The following is a 16,660-nucleotide window of genomic DNA, read 5'->3' on the forward strand; positions in this document are numbered from 1 at the left end:
TATAGTATCTAAATTACTTGAGGTGAAACGTAAGTATGAAAAAAATATTGTATATTTTAAGTGTATTTATATTATGTGTATCTATTCAACAAGTTGTACATTCTCAAACAGATGCACCAGAGCTATCTTCTGATTGTCTTGAAAAAAGGGAAATTCGAGATGAGAAGTATGTGAAAAACATTATGAGGGACATTCAATCTACGTTTGATTTAAATATTGATGAACACAGTTTTTGGGAAGTGAGCCAAAGAGACCTGGATGCTGCACATTTAATGTATGGCGGAAGAGAAAATGATTCTTATTATAATTCGCTAACTAAAATTTATGATAGTGGTGGATTTAGAGAGCAGCCTAGTTTATTTGTGGCATTGCAAGAAGCATTTTTACTTTATAAAGAAAAAGATAATATCAATGTAATGAAACACTTAAACCTAGATGTTGAAAAAGGGGAATGGATCGTTATAGAAACGAAAAAGAAGAAAGGGAAAAAAGTGAAATTCAAGCCGTTGCAATGTGAAAAAGATTATATGAAAAAGAGAAATGAGTACCATAATCTAAAATGAAATAACGGAATTTTAAGTGAGGAAAATTTGTTGATAATTGTAAATGAAGTGGTAGAAATTCCTAGTGATTTTGCCATAAAAAAACGTCATTTTTTATTTTTAAAATGACGTTTTTTTATATACTTAAAGCTTTTGCATCGCACTTTCAATCCTCTTCACCAAATCAGCTGACACTTTATGAAAATACCCTAAAACGACCTTTCTAATATCTTCGGAGATAACTTTCAAATCACCAGCTAAATTTTCAGCAAGATGTTCTTTTTCAATCGGTTTTAACTTCGCATAAAATTCGCCAGGCTGCGTAAAGTCATCCTGTTTCGTAATAGAAGTTCTTTCAAGTTTACCTTCAACGTATCTTCCGTCACCGCTCGTAATTTGATTAGCAGGTGTCCAATTTTGCTGTTGGTTAATCGGTAATTTGCGGAATTCAGATCCAATTCTTCTTCTTTGAGAATCACTATAAATGTTAGCGCGTCCTTGCAACATTTTATCATCTGATAGTTCTGCACCGTCTAGTAAATTAGAAGGGGAGAAGGCGACTTTTTCTACTTGCTCCATATAATTTTCAGGATTTTTATTTAATACCATTTTGCCTACTGGTATAAGAGGGTACGACTTTTCATCCCATATTTTTGTATCATCTAAAGGGTCATAAGAAAGATGTTCTTCATCTTTCGGATCCATGAGCTGGACATATAAACCGTATTCTACTGGCTTACCATTTGCAATTGCATCATATAAATCTTTCCCGCTATAATCAGGGTTTTCGGCAGCTAGTTTATTCGCTTCCTCATTAGTAATCATTTGTACACCTTCAAATGGGTACCAATGATACTTTACATACTTGCGGTTACCTTCTGCATTTCTCCAAACATATGTATTTACACTATGTCCTGGGATACGTCGAAGACTTTTGGCCGTACCAACATCAGAGTATAAATGGACAACGAAATGAATGGATTCAGGTGCTCTAGCGACAAAGCTCCAAAATCTATTCGGGTCTAGTAAGTTATTTTTAGGTGAAGGTAATAACGCTTGAATTGTTTCTGGGAAACGCATTGGATCACGAACAGAAAAGACAGGGATGTGGTTACATAAAAGATCGAAAATGCCTTCCTTTGTATAAAATTTTGTAGCAAAACCGCGTACATTTCTTGAAGTGTCAGGTGTTCCTTTCGTACTTACAGCTAATGAAAATCGCACCATAACAGGAACTTTCTCATTAGAACTTTGTAGAAAGCTTAGTGTCGTATGTTCAGACATGGGATAGATTGTTTGAAAATAACCGAACGCACCAAATCCTTTTGCGTGAACAGGTCTTTCTAAAATTTTTTCGTGAATAAATTCTTGTAACGTCTCGTGAAGTACACTATCTTGCTTTAGAACAGGTCCACGTGAACCAACTGTTTGAGAGTGAAGTGTAGCTTGTTCATTACGTTCTCCACTTTCATTAAAGTCTTTCCCTAGTAAAGGTTTCTCCTGTTTATCGTTGTTTTCATCCATCGAAATAGCCTCCAAATCTTTTTTGTCCATTGTTACTAAATATGATTTTATAGCGTTGATTATGAATGACACGCAAAGTTCAAAATAGCTACAGACCGCTAGATGAAAAAAACGAGTATGTAGTGGACCTGTTGGAATAGAAGAAATTATGGAAAAATGAATATCGGGAAGAAAATTACTATTAAAATTTCAATCTTAAAAATGAATTTATACATGACTTTATAGAAAATGAACATAAATAAACAGGGAAAATAACTAGGAGGAATTTAAAATGTCGGATTGGTTTCAATTAGATAAAGAATATATGATGCCTACTTACTGTCGTACGAAGGTTGCGATAGAAAGAGGAGAAGGATGTAAGCTTTATGATGTGGATGGTAAAGAGTATGTAGACTTATTTTCTGGTGTCGGAGTGAATGTATTAGGATATAATCACCCGAAAATCGTGCAAACGACAATGGAACAAGTTACGAAATCGTTGCATCTACCATTTCATTTTTTAAACCCAGTTGCTATTGAATATGCAAAGAAATTAGTCGATTGCTCTTTAAAAAACGGAAAAGTCTTTTTTACAAACTCTGGTACGGAAGCGACAGAAACGACATTAAAATTAATTGATAAATATAGAGCTAATACGGGTGAAGAACGTGAAGGAATTGTAGTGCTGAAGAATAGTTTCCACGGGCGTACGTTAGGAGCACTTCATTTTACGAGACAAGAAAATGTATATCAAAATTTCCCGAAAACATCGATTTCTGTATATGAAGTAGCGCGAGAGAATATAGAGCAATTAGAAGAAACAATTGTTAAAGAAAATCCAATTGCGATTATGCTAGAGCCGGTTTTAGGAAGCGGGGGTATTTATCCTTTATCAGGTGAATATTTACATGGTGTTCAAAACTTATGTGAGAAATATAATGTATTACTTATCGTTGATGAAGTACAAAGTGGTATGGGGAGAACTGGTAAACTATTTGCTTATCAAAATTTTAATATTACACCAGATATTATTCAAATTGGTAAAGGAGCAGGAGGCGGGATACCGCTTGGAGGAATCATTGTAGGTGAAAAGTTATGTGATGTATTTGCACCAGGAGATCACGGCACAACATTTGCTCATTCATCAATGGGAACGGCTTTAGGGCTAACAGTATTAAACACATTGATTGACGATGGTTTAATGCAAGAAGCGTATGAAACGTCACTATATTTACATGATAAATTGCAAGAAATTCAGAAAGAAAATTCGTATTATATTGGGGAAGTACGTCATGCTGGCATGATGTTTGGAATTAGTTTAAATGATACAAATGAAAACGTAAAGAATTTACAAGTAGAGTTAATGGAGAAAGGGATGTTAGTTGACGTTACACAAGGAAATATCATTCGTTTACTTCCTCCATATATAATTACTAGAGAAGAAATTGATGCATTTGTTAAGGAGTTTATTTCTTGTATGCAAAGTTTAGCAGCTACAAGTGTTTAAAAACTTTAATGAAAAATCACCTTATTGTTAATGCAAATAGTAAGAAAATAGTGGTAAAAAAATAAATTTACGTAAAAAAATAAAAAGCTGAAAAAGGTACTCATATAGCGCCTTCTTCAGCTTTTTAAAATACTAAAATTACTTAACTTAGAGAGCATCTCATTGGACAAATAATTAATTATGTGAAACAATAATAACAGATAAGGAGACATTAATTTTCCTTAAGTGCTTCGAATTAATTTATTCAATAAGAGAAGGTGTGCTTAAAGAAGTTAAATTAAATAAGGAGCTGTTTTATTGTATGCAACAAAATAATGATTTAAATTTTGAACCTCAAGACGTTAATATTGTCAATCCTAAACAAGCCAGGAAAGCAGTAATTGCTACTGGTATTGGGAATGCAATGGAGTGGTTTGACTTCGGATTATACGCGTATTTAGCGGTAATTTTAAGTCAATTATTCTTCTCAGGTGTTGATAATAGTGGATTGCAACTTGTACTTACATTCGGTACATTTGCAGCAGCCTTTCTCGTTCGACCAATCGGAGGTGTATTCTTTGGTAGAATAGGAGATAAGTACGGCCGAAAAATCGTGTTAAGTACTACTATTATTTTAATGGCACTTTCTACATTATTCATCGCATTACTACCAACCTATGAACAAATTGGTGTATGGGCACCAATACTACTTTTAGTTGCCCGAATGATTCAAGGCTTCTCTACAGGCGGCGAATATTCAGGTGCAATGGTTTATATCGCAGAATCTTCTCCAGATAAAAAGCGTGGTATACTCGGTAGTGGTCTTGAAATTGGAACACTCTCAGGTTACATTGCTGCATCGGTAATTGTTACCATTTTGACGTTATTGTTAACAGATGAACAAATGCTCAGCTGGGGCTGGCGTATTCCTTTCTTAATAGCTGCACCAATTGGTTTGGTCGGTTTATATTTACGCCGTCATTTAGATGAATCTCCCATCTTTGAAGAGATGGAAAAAGCACAAGAGGAATCTGAAGACAACGAACAATTTTCATTTATGGATATATTAAAATATCACAAAAAAGACTTCTTATTAAGCACAGTAATTGTCGCCTTCTTTAATATTACGAACTATATGATTCTTTCGTATATTCCTTCTTATCTAACTCAAGTACTTAAAGTCAAAGAAACAACTGGCTTATTAATTATTTCTATTACGATGGCACTTATGATTCCACTAGCACTATATTTCGGTAAATTAAGTGATAAAATTGGTAATAAACGCGTCGTGCAAATTGGTTTACTTGGTTTAACAGTATTTGCAATTCCAGCATTTTTACTAATCGGTAACGGACATATTGCAGCTATATTTGCAGGTATTTTCATTTTAGGATTCTTCCTAAGCGTATATGAAGGAACATTACCTTCGTTATTACCATCACTCTTTTTCACCGATGTACGTTATCGAGCGCTTTCGATCTCATTTAATATTTCTGTATCGATATTCGGTGGTACAACGCCGCTCGTATGTTCATACTTAGTTCATGCAACTGGTAACCCGCTTGCACCAGCATTTTATTTAGCAGGTGTTAGTGTTATTGGATTAGTCGTATTTAGTGTATTATTCGTTACAACATCAGGACGTGCGCTAAAAGGTTCATATCCTACAGTAGAATCGAAAAAAGAAGCACACCAAATTGCTAAAGAAGACCCTGAAGAAACACTTTGGTGGCATGAAGAGTCATTAGAAATTGAAGCAGGGAAAAACGCTTCAATTTAAAAAGTAACGTAGAAGTATAAAAAGACTCCTATGAAAATAGGAGTCTTTTTGTTATGTTATTTCTTTCTTTTCTTCAAACTCTTCTGATACATATAAAGCTTATGAACCTCCTCCTTAAATTCCTGAAGTAGCACCATATCCTCACCATTTGAATAACGTACTGTATTATAAGCATCTATAATAATATGACTCTCAATATTTACATTTTCTTCAATATTTATTCTATCTAACCATGCTTCAACAGTTTCTCCTCGTTTTCTATTTAAAGGAGGAGTTAACTTACTTTCAAGTTTGAAAATCTCTTTTCTAATTTCGTTATGTGGTGGTTTGTTTCGTCTCAAACGTTTTTGGCTCATACCTTCTTTATCAGTAATGATAGTAGATTCGAAGACAGGCATATTTGGTAAACTGAATTGTTTTCGTCTTTTTATTATTTTCCAAACGACGTAAATAGCAATGGTTGTACATACTATAATTGTAATGCTATTTATGAGAGTTGGATCAAAATCACGCTGTCCAAATTCCTCCTTAATTTGAGGGTCTTTTAGATTTCCTTTATTCGACCAAAAATCGTCTGTCTCTTTGGATTCAGCTGCTGAAAATAACGGATTGATAGCATATCCGAATCCTAATGCAACTACTTGGACAATATAAGAAAAAATAAGACGTACATAAGGGAATACTAGAATAAGTAAAGCGCTAAATGTTCCAATTGTAATAATAGAAGTAAAACGTAATAACTGCTGATTACGATTGGAACCTGTTAACCAAAATGCAATCATAATGTGTAAGACTAATAGTAACAATTTCCATAATGGTGGAAAAGGTGCATAAAATATAGCTGAAAAGACGAACCATACAATACCACCTAATGACTTTTGAACTGGATATCCAGGACCGACTACATGTACGATAAAGAAGAAAAGCGGTAACATAATTGTGCCAAATAGAGAGAAAGAAAGAAGGATTGAGCAACCGATTATTTGAGTAAGTAACAGTATGACAAATCCTATTGTTCTTTTCTTCATAAATGTATGAATTAGAAATACACCCATATAGCCTGTTGCTAAAAATATAGCAACAGCAACAAGTTCATCTCTTTCCGTTAATAATGAAAGGAGGAGGAGCAGAATAAAGTCATGAACGTGATAGAGCCAAGTTTTCAAGTTGTTCCACCATCCCTTCGTTATTTATGAGAAACGTAGGCTGAGAGAGAAGAGGGAGTTCATTTCTCTGTAAACCAATGTATATCATTGTAGACGATCGTTCTCTTTTTCTCGTTACATAATGAAGAAATCCCTGTTTCGGAAGTAACGTACTATCATCTGAAATACGCGCTAATTCCTCTAAAGATATTCCGTAATGTGTTTGTCCTTCATTTAATGGTAAGTGAAGAGGACCACCTTCAGCTAATGCACTAATGAATAATTCAAATGGTATTTGATGCTTCGTTGCGTATTGGCAAATGTATGTTGCAAATGAAATAAGGTCTTCTATATTATCCTTCCAACCAAACCCGCGATCAGCAGCTAAAGAAAGACAAATCGTCCAACTATAATTTTTTACAGGCTCATATTGCTTCGCCTGTAATGATTGCATTTTAGCAGATGCTTTCCAATGAATAGAACGGAAAGACTCACGTTCATATCGTTTAACTCCAATAATAGATGTTTCATCATTGTAAAAAGAAAAATTCGTTCGGTGAGATCCATTTAAAAGTTGCTGTAGTTCTTGCAAACCTGCTACTTCCTTAGGAGAAGGGTACACAATAATTTCAGTTCGTAATTTATCGAAAATAGGTAAATGTACAGTTAAAAGATGAAAAGGATCTTTCAAAACGCATTCGAACTGTTCAATTTGAAACACACCACGCTTCGTCGCGGTTAATGTTAAATCCCATTTTTGCGCCGAATGAGCAGGTTGTGAAAACGGAAAAGAAAATAACGTTTTTGATATTTGTTCAATTCCTTGATCTTTTTGTGGTAGTAATGACGGATTTAAATGAAAATAACAAACACCGTTAACGAGTGGTATATTTGCTCCATTTTTTAAATGAATGAAAAACTGTCCAGATTCATTAGGGAATAACCGAGTTGTTTGTTTCTCGTTTACCACTTGAAACCTTTTCTCTATATAAGCGACATATTTATAAATGAAAATCGCAAATAAGTAATAGAAGAAAAAGAGAAACATAATAATTCGTTGTGGCATAAAAAATGTAAATAGTATAGCGCCTGGGACAGTTAGTTGAATAATATGGAGTTGGAAAAATAACGGTACCGTTACAACGCGCTGTCCATTCATGCTTGCTCAATCTCCACTGGTACGTCAACTTCTTTTAAAATTCTTTTCATAATTTCATTTTTCGTCGTACGTAATGCGCCTTCCATTGATAGGACGATACGGCGATTCCAAATAGAAGGAACTAAAAATTGTATATCTTCAGGCGTACAATATTCTTTCCCTCGTAAAAATGCTAATGCCTGTACGGCGCGCACTAAAGCAAGTGTGGCACGTGGACTTACACCGTTAGCGATGTAATCATGATTTCTTGTAGCATGAGCAAGTTTAATAATGTAATGTTCTAACGGCTCTGATACGAAAATTTCTTTTACTCGTTTCTGTGCCTCTAAAATGTCTTCTAAAGAAATAACAGACTTGACGCTTTCTAGTGGTACGTCGCTACGAAAACGTCGCATCATTTGTAGTTCATCCTCTGGAGATGGATAACCAATTGAAATTGTCATTAAAAAACGATCAAGCTGTGCATCTGGAAGAGGAAAAGTTCCTTGTGATTCAATTGGATTCTGCGTCGCAATGACAAAGAACGGTTTCGGAAGAGGGGTAGATTGCTTTTCAAGCGTTACTTGTCGTTCTTCCATCGATTCTAATAAACTAGACTGTGTTCTCGGCATAGCGCGGTTAATTTCATCCGCAAGCAAAATATTGGTCATGACTGGTCCAAGTCTTAATTCGAATTCACTCGTTTTCGGATTGAAATATTCAATACCTGTTACATCACTCGGAAGTACATCCGGTGTAAATTGGACGCGAGAAAAATTACCACCAATACTTTTAGAAAGTGTTTTCGCAAGTAACGTTTTCCCCGTACCAGGCACATCCTCAAGCAGTACATGTCCATCAGCAAGCAATGAAACGAGTAATAGATCAATAACATTTTCTTTACCGACAAAAACTGATCCTATGTTTTCTTTCAATTTATTTATCATATGTATCATTCCTTTCAAAATATAAACGGATATTTCTATATTTTAACAAATTATTCAGAAAATTGGTATTATTTTTTAATTCAAAGAAATAAATATCCAATTATTAAATTATACTTGCATATTTTGGAATGTAGTTATAAAATATCGATATACGATGTATCGCATGTCGATATATCACAAAGCGATGTATCGGAGGTGGTTATAATGAATACGAAAGCGAAAAAATATATTCCGTTAACAGAGGCGACATATTACATATTGTTATCACTAGTGAAACCAATGCACGGATACGGAATTATGCAAATGGTAGAAGAAATGACAAATGGGGAAGTAAAGCTCGGTCCAGGTACTTTATACGGGAATACGACAAAGTTACTAAAAGAGAAATTAATAGTTGAAGTGGCTTCTACAGATAGAAAGAAGTGCTATGAATTAACTCCGTTTGGGAAAGAAGTGTTGGAGCTAGAGTACAACAGATTACAGCGTTCGGTTAAAAATGGGAATAGTATATTAGGGGAGTGAATGGAAGATGGAGACAAAAAGGGTATTTAAGTTTTTTACGGCATGGAATTTAGAAAAAGAAGAAGCTTTTTTACGTAAGATGCATCAACAAGGTTGGGCATTACAAAAATACAATTTAATGTATACGTTTAAGAAAACTGAGCCAAAAGATGTAATATATAAAGCTGATTTTAGATTGGCTTATAGAGATTCGAAAGAACAACGACAAGAGTATTTCGAAATATACGAAATGTCAGGTTGGAAATGCGTAACAAGTTTCACAAGCTGGAATTATTTTTGTAAAGAAGTAGAAGAAGTAAATGAATTGCCGGATATTTACTCAGAAAAAGAGACGAGGATACAAAAACTAAATGAGTTATTAGTATTCTTTGTTATTATGTTAGCAACTATATTACCATCAATGTACAATCTTTTTATAAGCCCGATAGAATCAAGAGTGCCAATTTGGGCGAAAGTTATGACAGGTCTTACAAGTTGTATGTGGATATACTTCTTTATAAGACTCACTTGGAAAATTAAGAAATTAAAAAGTGAAATATTATAATAAAAAGTAAAGTTAAAAAGAAGTTGATTTTGTAGGGAGAATATAGAATATCGGAATCAACTTCTTTTGTCTCTATATTATTGTGTTTTTGTTCACTCTTTTTTACATATTAAAAATTTATATAAAGGCGCAAAATTAACTATTATGAAGAACCACACCCGGAAAAATAAATGAAGTGAAAACGATTCATATCGAAAATCAAAAAATAAAAGATGACTAAAAAGCGTGGGGTGTAACTTATAATAAGGAAGAAAAACATTTTTGATTAACATATTAAATGGAAAACCCCCTATAAAAATTCCATAGGGGGGATTAAAAATGTTTAAGAAAAAGATTGATTTTGCGCAGGTTTAATAAATTGCTCCGGGTTTTCAACAAGTCCGCATACAGCGCATTGGACGCGGTAAGTTGGTCCTTGATAGGCCATATGAAAAGCGTTCATCGTTTCATTTGTGTATTCTTCTTCTACTTGACCAGTTTGTGGATTTAACTTGACTGGTTTTACTTGTTGTTCAAGAATATTAAAGCGAGTACGGTTCGTTTTACAGCTTGGACATAGCATTGGTTCCATATGTATACACCTCCATTTGTAGCATTTCTGTAACTCATCAATTTTATGCAAGCAAAAAAACTTTCTCAATATAAATGGGTGTTTAAAGTATTCAAAATTCAGAAAAAATAAAATATAATAAGGGTACGAACTGGTTATGTCCAAACCAAATCTCCTGTTTTATGCCAATAAGCTGGGGGGCCGAGAAATCGGCCTCATTTTTTTGTGCTTATTACTATAGGAAACAAGGTTTTTATGAGACTTTTGTCGAAATTTTAGGGATGGATATAAAGGGGGATATAAAATGAATTTAAAAATGAAGTACATTATTTTATATGTAGAAAAGTTTGAAGAATGTGTAAGATTTTATAAAGATATTTTACAGTTACCTATAAAAGCAGAGCATGGTACATATATTGAGTTTAATACTGGTTCTACAATTTTAGCGATGAATACGAGGCAAGATGTGAAAGAATTAACAGGACTACCACTTACAGAAGGAGAGTTACAATCTTCTCATTTTGAATTGGGATTCGTTGTTGATCATGTACAAGAAACAATCGAACAATTTAGAGAGCAAGGAATTAAGATTTTAGTTGAACCAATTGTGAAACCATGGGGACAAACAATTGCATACATTGCCGATCCAGATGGGAATTATATTGAAATTTGCAGTTCATTAGAATAGAAGGAGAAAACGAGATGGGGTTTCCGAAACTAGAAACAGAACGTTTAGTATTAAGAGAACTAACGCTGTTAGATGCAGAAACGATGTTCCGTTATTTTTCAAAAGAATCTGTTATACGTTATTTCGGAATGGATTCATTCGAGAATATTGAGCAAGCGAAAACGACTATTCAAACGTTTAAAAATCGTTATGAAGAGGGAAGTGTATTTCGTTGGGGAATAGAGAAAAAAGGGACGGGCCAAATAATCGGAACGTGCGGATTTCATTTAATAAACAAACATCATAAGCGAGCTGAAATCGGTTATGAATTAGACGATACATATTGGGGACAAGGGTATGCAACGGAAGCGTTACAGGCAATTTTAACTTACGGATTTGAAACGCTGCAACTGATAAGAATTGCAGCTGTTGTATATGTAGAAAATAAAGCTTCTCAAAAATTATTAAGTAAAGCAGGGTTTCAAGAAGAAGGATTACTTCGAAAACATATGATTCAAAATGAAGTTGCTCATGATACGATTTTATATTCTTTATTAAAAGAAGAGTGGAAGAAATAATGGGTACAAATGAGCTTATAAATATAATGAAGAAACATAAAGAAAATAGGTTCATTCTAGGTATAGATGGTTTAAGTCGATCTGGTAAAACGACATTCGTTGCAAATTTAAAAGAAAATATGAAACAAGAAAGTATTCCGTTCCATATTTTTCATATTGATGATCATATAGTAGAACGTAATAAACGGTATCATACTGGATATGAAGAATGGTATGAGTATTATTATTTACAATGGGATATTGAGTGGCTTCGGCAGAAGTTTTTTCAAAAGTTACAAACTGAAACAAAGCTGACATTACCGTTCTATTATGATGAGACAGACTTAAGTGAAATGAAAAAAGTACAGATCCCTATAGTAGGTGTAATTGTAATGGAAGGTGTTTTTTTACAGCGAAAAGAATGGAGAGATTTCTTTCATTATATGGTGTACTTGGATTGTCCAAGAGAGACAAGATTTCTGCGCGAGAGTGAGGAAACGCAGAAAAACCTTTCAAAGTTTGAGAATAGGTATTGGAAAGCAGAGGATTATTACTTAGAAACGGAATTGCCGAAGGACCGGGCGGATTTAGTCATAGAATGATTAGAAAATAGAAGGTGAACAGAATGAATATTTTATGGGATTTTGATGGGACGTTATTTGATACGTATCCTGCATATACAATGATGCTATCTGAAATATTAGGTGATAGTGTAGATAAACAAGAAATATACAAAAACTTAAAAATATCATACTCTCATGCAATTCAGTATTATAATATTTCATGCGAACAGGAAGAAAAGATTAAAATTTTGAAGGAGAAATTCACTCCAAAAGATATGAAACCTTTTGCAGGTGTTGAAGAGGTTTTGAAATATGCGGATAAAAATGTGATTATGACCCATAAACATAGGGCGGGGGTTATGGAAATTTTAGAATATTACGGCTGGGAGAAATACTTCGTAGACATGGTTACAATTGACGATGGGTTCCCTCGAAAACCGAACGCTTTATCGTATGATCATTTGCATAAAAAGCACAGTATTGATTTAGCTATTGGTGATAGAGAATTAGATTTATTACCTGCAAAAGAATTAGGTATTTCAACATGTATGTTCCAAGGGAATTGTGATGTAGCGGATTATTCTTTATCGCATTACTCAGAATTTTTTAAGGTAGTAATTGATAGAGAGGTTATTTTATAAATCAATTAAATAAAACCTCTACTTTTTGCTTGAAAGTAGAGGTTATTTCCTATGCTTTATAAAAACGATAGAAAATTAATACTTTCTAGTACTTAGGAGGAGATTGGTATAATGATTTGAATTATATAGTTATAGATAAATCTATAAATAAAAAGATTTTTATAAAGCGAGTGATCACATGAGTATTTTCATTTTAGAAGATGATGTCATACAAGCGCAGCAAATGAAGCGGCTAGTTGAAGAGATTTGTGAGGAGTATATGTTGCCTTTTGATTTTATAGAGGTAACTAGTAAAAGTGAAAACATCATTACTAACATTCCTAAGGCGACGTATATCCCAATCTATTTTTTGGATATAGAGATAAAAAGAGAAGAGCGTAAAGGGTTCCAAGTGGCACAAGAGATACGAAAGTATGATACGCAAGGAATTATTGTGTTTGTAACGACGCATTCTGAATTTGCACCTATTTCGTATCAATACATGGTATCAGCTTTAACATTTATTGATAAAGGGTTGCCATATGAAGAGAGGCGTAACGTTTTTGAACAATGTTTACTCCAATATGAAGCGCGTAATAAGCATATCATTCCGTCCGATGACTTTATCGTTGAAAACAGTAATGCGACTGTGCGGGTTCCTTTTCATGAAATTGAATATGTTATGACCGATGAACCACACCGTTTAGCGTTAGTGACGTTAGATCGTATCGTTTATTTTTATGGAACATTAAAGGAGATTGAAATAATAGATGAACGTTTATTTCGCTGTCATCAATCATATATCGTGAATACGAAGCAATTGTCTTTTTACGATGCGAAGCAAAAAATGGTAGTTTTAAAAAGCGGGAAACGTATTCCGGTATCACGTCGTTTAGTGAGTAAAGTACGAAACATGTTAAAGGGTGAGATGTAATGTATATTTATGATTTATTTGCAATACTGCTTACTAGTATAAGCCATACGTTTTTATACATTCAATTAATCCGGTACAATAGATTGTCATATAGAATGTTAATAGCTTTAAGTGCGGTATTCATTATTTTACTTGCTATTGTCGTAACAGTAACGAGATATCCAGAATTGAATAGTACCATTGTGTTGTTTCTAATAAGTTTAGGATTAATGCAAAATGAATTGAAATTTAAGCATAATGTATATTTTGCACTAGTGAGTATGGTGATAATAACGTTAGTGAAAATGTTGCTATTTGATTTAGGAATGAAAATCTTTATGTTAACGCCATTCAATTTATATTTATGGACAGATAGCTTGATTCATCTTACCGTATCGACACTTACTTTTATCGGTATTTTTGTAGCTCGCAAAAGAATCCAAAAAATTGCTCGATATATAGTAGGTAGTCCGCTATACTATGTAACTTATATATTATTAATTGCCGGATTTATTATTGAACTAATCTTAACTCAGCCATCTTCTGCGTTATTAGCACAATTAAATCAACAATACAGTGAAGTAAGTTATATTTCAGCGATTATTATATTTTTATTATTACTAATCATTGTGTTAATAAGCTCACACTTATCGAAAGAAAAGTTACAAGAAGAACACGAGAAACGTTTAGATAAAGAGTTATTAGATTATGTGGAGAAATTAGAGGATATGCACGATGAGCTTGCTAGTTTCCGTCATGATTATATGAATGTATTACTATCGTTAGAGGAGGGCATACGTACAAAAAATGTGAAAGAAATTGAGCAAGTATACTATGACGTGATAGCTCCTACATTAAAAACAATAAATGATAATGAACTTGATATTGCGAAATTATCTCGTATACATATTCCTGAAGTGAGAAGTGTATTAAGGGCGAAAGTTAGCACTGCCCAGCACCAACAAATAAAAGTAATGCTCGATATACCAGAGAACATTGAAAGTGTTTCGATGACGATCATTTCATTTATTCGCATCATTTCAGTTTTAGTAGACAATGCAATTGAAGAAGCAGTACATAGTGAGGAAAAGATGTTGCAAATCGCATTCTTTGAAATGGATTCACGACAATATTTTATCGCGCGTAATAGTTCAAAGAGTGAAGCGATTGATTTGCAAAAAATTTATGAGAAAAACCATTCAAGTAAAGACGGAGCTCGAGGATACGGGTTATTTTCGTTAAAACGGATTATGAATAAAACAAATAACGCGACGTTAGAGACAACTTATGTAAGTCCTTATTTCACACAAACATTCATATTAAAAGAGATGAAATGACCATCTATGATGAAAATGAAACCGAATATGAAAGAACTATATACTTCCTTTACTCGTTTTTATACACTTCAAGTAAGAGGTGAAGCGAGATGAATGGTCTTATTTTTACAACAATGATTAGCTTTGGTTTACCGCTTGTAGCACTTTTATATGCTTTTTGGAAGAAACGCTATATTCCATATATGTTAGGTATATTGGCTTTTGTTGTATCACAAATATTGATCCGCATACCAATACTGAATTATGTAAGTGGAACTAGCACAAATTTTCAAATGTTTTCTATTATGCAGCCTGTACTATTTGTACTTTTGCTTAGTTTATCAGCTGGAATTTTTGAAGAGATAGCTCGTTTTATTGCAATGCGTTATTTTATGAAGCAACGAGATTGGCATTCTGGTTTTTTATTTGGAGCAGGGCATGGTGGTATTGAGGCAGTGTTGATAGTTGGAGTTCCGGTAATATCTCTATTATTGTCACAAACATTCATTCAAAATGGTGACAGTTACTATTTCGGCGGTATGGAGCGTATCGTCGCGATGGTATTGCATATTGGACTGTCCATCATTGTATTGCAAGCTGTCGTCCAAAAGAAATTCCGTTATGTTGTATATGCAATTCTCATCCATGGGACCGCAAATGCATTAGCTGGCATTATATCTCTATATGTACCAGGGAAAAACGGGATCATTATGTCAGAAGTTTCAATAGCAATTTGTGCTTTACTCGTTTTTAGTTATAGTTTTATTTTAAAAAGAAAGGGTGTATGAAAATGAGAAGAATGTTACTTATTATTATAAGTGCTATCGCGGCGTTCGCGCTTGCAGCATGTACCGGTAATAAAGTAAATGAAAGTACATCAAAAAACTTTATTCCGAAGGCGGAAGAAATTGTATCATTTTTAAATGAAGCAAAGTATAAAGGAGTACATGAAAAATTTGATAATAAAATGAAATCAGCCTTATCAGAAGAGCAAATGAAAGAACTTACTCCTATAATTGAAAAAGCTGGTACATTCGAAAAAATTGAGAAAAAATCGATTGAAGAAAAAGATGGTTTATATACTGTTATTCTTGTAGCAAAGTATAGTAAAGAACAACGTACTTTTATCGTAACTTATAACGATAAAGAAGAAATAGCTGGGTTAGTAATTAGGTAGAAGTGTAATGGCAGATAAGGTGGTTGTGTCCACTTTATCTGTATTTTCGTTTTAACCAAATTATGGTTATTCATGCTAATATAAACACATAGCTATAGAGAAGGGGTGTGTTAGTATGAAAACTGAAATAGTTCCTAAAAAGAAGTACAGTATAATAAGCTACATATCTTTACTCATCGGCGTTTTCTGTTTTCTGTTCGTTTTTATAACACCGACAAGGATAGCCAATGCAGGTAATATAGTGGGGGATTATATTACAGTTGCCCTCACAGTTGCAGGTATCATACTTTCTGTCATTACGATGACGAAAAAAAACGAGAAGAAGGGAATTGCTATTCTTTCATTCATACTGTCCTTATCATTCTTTATATTTTGGATCATCGCGATTATTTTAGTTTTGACTGGTCGAGTTAGTTTTGCGCCATAACGCCGAATAAAAAGAGTCCTTCATACGAGAAGGACTCTTTTTATTCGTTGTCTTCCAGTTGATATTCTAAAATATCCCCTGGTTGGCATTCTAACGCTTTACAAATAGCATCTAAAGTTGTAATTCTAATTGCTTTTGCTTTTCCATTTTTTAATATAGAAAGGTTAGCCATTGTAATTCCAACCTTCTCTGAAAGTTCAGTTACACTCATTTTTCTTTTCGCTAACATTACATCAATATTAATTATTATTGCCATGTTATTC

At 33.6% G+C, this 16,660-nt stretch carries 20 protein-coding genes; 14 read left to right on the forward strand and 6 right to left on the reverse strand.

The window, feature by feature from the left end:
* Positions 1-35 precede the first annotated feature (35 nt).
* Positions 36-563, forward strand: coding sequence for a hypothetical protein (locus PDL00_RS24375; RefSeq protein WP_270731668.1), 528 nt, complete (start codon positions 36-38; stop codon positions 561-563).
* Between the two features lie 123 nt (positions 564-686).
* On the opposite strand, the gene PDL00_RS24380 is transcribed toward PDL00_RS24375, so the two are convergent.
* The gene (locus tag PDL00_RS24380) at positions 687-2,066 is read right to left on the reverse strand and encodes a catalase (RefSeq protein ID WP_242251864.1); all 1,380 of its coding nucleotides are present in this window, start codon (positions 2,064-2,066) and stop codon (positions 687-689) included.
* A 271-nt stretch (positions 2,067-2,337) separates the two neighbouring features.
* On the opposite strand from PDL00_RS24380, the gene PDL00_RS24385 reads away from it, so the two are divergent.
* The gene (locus PDL00_RS24385) at positions 2,338-3,552 is read left to right on the forward strand and encodes an aspartate aminotransferase family protein (protein WP_270731670.1); all 1,215 of its coding nucleotides are present in this window, start codon (positions 2,338-2,340) and stop codon (positions 3,550-3,552) included.
* Between the two features lie 301 nt (positions 3,553-3,853).
* Entirely contained in the window at positions 3,854-5,311 is a 1,458-nt protein-coding gene (locus PDL00_RS24390) for an MFS transporter (protein WP_001186929.1), read from the forward strand.
* A gap of 56 nt (positions 5,312-5,367) precedes the next feature.
* Here PDL00_RS24390 and PDL00_RS24395 read toward each other — a convergent pair whose 3' ends face one another.
* The 3 genes from PDL00_RS24395 to PDL00_RS24405 are packed head-to-tail and all read right to left on the reverse strand — an operon-like array spanning position 5,368 to position 8,541.
* Positions 5,368-6,477, reverse strand: a complete 1,110-nt coding sequence (locus PDL00_RS24395; RefSeq protein WP_242251878.1) for a DUF4018 domain-containing protein — start codon at positions 6,475-6,477, stop codon at positions 5,368-5,370.
* Entirely contained in the window at positions 6,449-7,615 is a 1,167-nt protein-coding gene (locus PDL00_RS24400; protein WP_270731674.1) for a DUF58 domain-containing protein, read from the reverse strand. The genes PDL00_RS24395 and PDL00_RS24400 overlap by 29 nt, the downstream gene beginning before the upstream one ends.
* The gene (locus PDL00_RS24405) at positions 7,612-8,541 is read right to left on the reverse strand and encodes an AAA family ATPase (protein ID WP_270731677.1); all 930 of its coding nucleotides are present in this window, start codon (positions 8,539-8,541) and stop codon (positions 7,612-7,614) included. Before PDL00_RS24405 ends, PDL00_RS24400 begins: the two co-directional genes overlap by 4 nt.
* A 204-nt stretch (positions 8,542-8,745) precedes the next feature.
* On the opposite strand from PDL00_RS24405, the gene PDL00_RS24410 reads away from it, so the two are divergent.
* Both PDL00_RS24410 and PDL00_RS24415 read left to right on the forward strand, forming a co-directional pair.
* On the forward strand, positions 8,746-9,063 hold the full coding sequence (locus PDL00_RS24410; RefSeq protein WP_098586346.1) for a PadR family transcriptional regulator: 318 nt from the start codon (positions 8,746-8,748) through the stop codon (positions 9,061-9,063).
* A 7-nt stretch (positions 9,064-9,070) separates the two neighbouring features.
* Positions 9,071-9,607: a DUF2812 domain-containing protein gene (locus tag PDL00_RS24415; protein WP_270731679.1), complete on the forward strand. Its 537-nt coding sequence runs from the start codon at positions 9,071-9,073 to the stop codon at positions 9,605-9,607.
* Positions 9,608-9,929: 322 nt separating this feature from the next.
* Here the strand turns inward: PDL00_RS24415 and PDL00_RS24420 are convergent, their stop codons facing one another.
* On the reverse strand, positions 9,930-10,178 hold the full coding sequence (locus PDL00_RS24420; RefSeq protein WP_000433610.1) for a hypothetical protein: 249 nt from the start codon (positions 10,176-10,178) through the stop codon (positions 9,930-9,932).
* A gap of 283 nt (positions 10,179-10,461) precedes the next feature.
* On the opposite strand from PDL00_RS24420, the gene PDL00_RS24425 reads away from it, so the two are divergent.
* The 9 genes from PDL00_RS24425 to PDL00_RS24465 all read left to right on the forward strand — a co-directional run bounded on the left by PDL00_RS24425 (position 10,462) and on the right by PDL00_RS24465 (position 16,397).
* Positions 10,462-10,845 carry a VOC family protein gene (locus PDL00_RS24425; protein WP_076538476.1) on the forward strand — a complete coding sequence of 128 codons (384 nt, stop codon included), beginning with the start codon at positions 10,462-10,464 and terminating at the stop codon, positions 10,843-10,845.
* A 14-nt stretch (positions 10,846-10,859) separates the two neighbouring features.
* Positions 10,860-11,402 carry a GNAT family N-acetyltransferase gene (locus PDL00_RS24430; RefSeq protein ID WP_242251892.1) on the forward strand — a complete coding sequence of 181 codons (543 nt, stop codon included), beginning with the start codon at positions 10,860-10,862 and terminating at the stop codon, positions 11,400-11,402.
* A complete protein-coding gene (locus PDL00_RS24435) occupies positions 11,402-11,983 on the forward strand; it encodes a kinase (RefSeq protein ID WP_270731687.1) in 582 nt (193 codons plus the stop codon). Before PDL00_RS24430 ends, PDL00_RS24435 begins: the two co-directional genes overlap by 1 nt.
* Positions 11,984-12,006: 23 nt before the next feature.
* The gene (locus tag PDL00_RS24440; RefSeq protein WP_242251895.1) at positions 12,007-12,585 is read left to right on the forward strand and encodes an HAD-IA family hydrolase; all 579 of its coding nucleotides are present in this window, start codon (positions 12,007-12,009) and stop codon (positions 12,583-12,585) included.
* A gap of 178 nt (positions 12,586-12,763) precedes the next feature.
* The gene (locus tag PDL00_RS24445; protein ID WP_242251898.1) at positions 12,764-13,498 is read left to right on the forward strand and encodes a LytR/AlgR family response regulator transcription factor; all 735 of its coding nucleotides are present in this window, start codon (positions 12,764-12,766) and stop codon (positions 13,496-13,498) included.
* Entirely contained in the window at positions 13,498-14,814 is a 1,317-nt protein-coding gene (locus PDL00_RS24450; RefSeq protein ID WP_270731690.1) for a GHKL domain-containing protein, read from the forward strand. Before PDL00_RS24445 ends, PDL00_RS24450 begins: the two co-directional genes overlap by 1 nt.
* Positions 14,815-14,903: 89 nt before the next feature.
* Positions 14,904-15,581 (forward strand): YhfC family glutamic-type intramembrane protease, encoded by a 678-nt coding sequence (locus tag PDL00_RS24455; protein WP_242251902.1) that lies wholly within the window; start codon positions 14,904-14,906, stop codon positions 15,579-15,581.
* A gap of 2 nt (positions 15,582-15,583) precedes the next feature.
* The gene (locus PDL00_RS24460; protein ID WP_270731694.1) at positions 15,584-15,970 is read left to right on the forward strand and encodes a DUF3887 domain-containing protein; all 387 of its coding nucleotides are present in this window, start codon (positions 15,584-15,586) and stop codon (positions 15,968-15,970) included.
* 115 nt (positions 15,971-16,085) lie between these two features.
* Positions 16,086-16,397 (forward strand): hypothetical protein, encoded by a 312-nt coding sequence (locus tag PDL00_RS24465; protein WP_000845554.1) that lies wholly within the window; start codon positions 16,086-16,088, stop codon positions 16,395-16,397.
* A 40-nt stretch (positions 16,398-16,437) separates the two neighbouring features.
* Here PDL00_RS24465 and PDL00_RS24470 read toward each other — a convergent pair whose 3' ends face one another.
* The gene (locus PDL00_RS24470) at positions 16,438-16,653 is read right to left on the reverse strand and encodes a helix-turn-helix domain-containing protein (RefSeq protein WP_242251916.1); all 216 of its coding nucleotides are present in this window, start codon (positions 16,651-16,653) and stop codon (positions 16,438-16,440) included.
* Positions 16,654-16,660: the final 7 nt, after the last annotated feature.

It is taken from the genome of Bacillus cereus group sp. TH152-1LC (assembly GCF_027710505.1).
GTDB classification, from domain to species: domain Bacteria; phylum Bacillota; class Bacilli; order Bacillales; family Bacillaceae_G; genus Bacillus_A; species Bacillus_A mobilis.

Coding starts and splice junctions, on each gene's coding strand:
- PDL00_RS24390 (WP_001186929.1), top strand. CDS start 3,854: ATGCAACAAAATAATGATTTAAATTTTGAACCTCAAGACGTTAATATT.
- PDL00_RS24375 (WP_270731668.1), top strand. CDS start 36: ATGAAAAAAATATTGTATATTTTAAGTGTATTTATATTATGTGTATCT.
- PDL00_RS24470 (WP_242251916.1), bottom strand. CDS start 16,653: ATGGCAATAATAATTAATATTGATGTAATGTTAGCGAAAAGAAAAATG.
- PDL00_RS24415 (WP_270731679.1), top strand. CDS start 9,071: ATGGAGACAAAAAGGGTATTTAAGTTTTTTACGGCATGGAATTTAGAA.
- PDL00_RS24450 (WP_270731690.1), top strand. CDS start 13,498: ATGTATATTTATGATTTATTTGCAATACTGCTTACTAGTATAAGCCAT.
- PDL00_RS24460 (WP_270731694.1), top strand. CDS start 15,584: ATGAGAAGAATGTTACTTATTATTATAAGTGCTATCGCGGCGTTCGCG.
- PDL00_RS24420 (WP_000433610.1), bottom strand. CDS start 10,178: ATGGAACCAATGCTATGTCCAAGCTGTAAAACGAACCGTACTCGCTTT.
- PDL00_RS24465 (WP_000845554.1), top strand. CDS start 16,086: ATGAAAACTGAAATAGTTCCTAAAAAGAAGTACAGTATAATAAGCTAC.
- PDL00_RS24405 (WP_270731677.1), bottom strand. CDS start 8,541: ATGATAAATAAATTGAAAGAAAACATAGGATCAGTTTTTGTCGGTAAA.
- PDL00_RS24380 (WP_242251864.1), bottom strand. CDS start 2,066: ATGGATGAAAACAACGATAAACAGGAGAAACCTTTACTAGGGAAAGAC.
- PDL00_RS24430 (WP_242251892.1), top strand. CDS start 10,860: ATGGGGTTTCCGAAACTAGAAACAGAACGTTTAGTATTAAGAGAACTA.
- PDL00_RS24440 (WP_242251895.1), top strand. CDS start 12,007: ATGAATATTTTATGGGATTTTGATGGGACGTTATTTGATACGTATCCT.
- PDL00_RS24435 (WP_270731687.1), top strand. CDS start 11,402: ATGGGTACAAATGAGCTTATAAATATAATGAAGAAACATAAAGAAAAT.
- PDL00_RS24410 (WP_098586346.1), top strand. CDS start 8,746: ATGAATACGAAAGCGAAAAAATATATTCCGTTAACAGAGGCGACATAT.
- PDL00_RS24445 (WP_242251898.1), top strand. CDS start 12,764: ATGAGTATTTTCATTTTAGAAGATGATGTCATACAAGCGCAGCAAATG.
- PDL00_RS24455 (WP_242251902.1), top strand. CDS start 14,904: ATGAATGGTCTTATTTTTACAACAATGATTAGCTTTGGTTTACCGCTT.
- PDL00_RS24400 (WP_270731674.1), bottom strand. CDS start 7,615: ATGAATGGACAGCGCGTTGTAACGGTACCGTTATTTTTCCAACTCCAT.
- PDL00_RS24425 (WP_076538476.1), top strand. CDS start 10,462: ATGAATTTAAAAATGAAGTACATTATTTTATATGTAGAAAAGTTTGAA.
- PDL00_RS24385 (WP_270731670.1), top strand. CDS start 2,338: ATGTCGGATTGGTTTCAATTAGATAAAGAATATATGATGCCTACTTAC.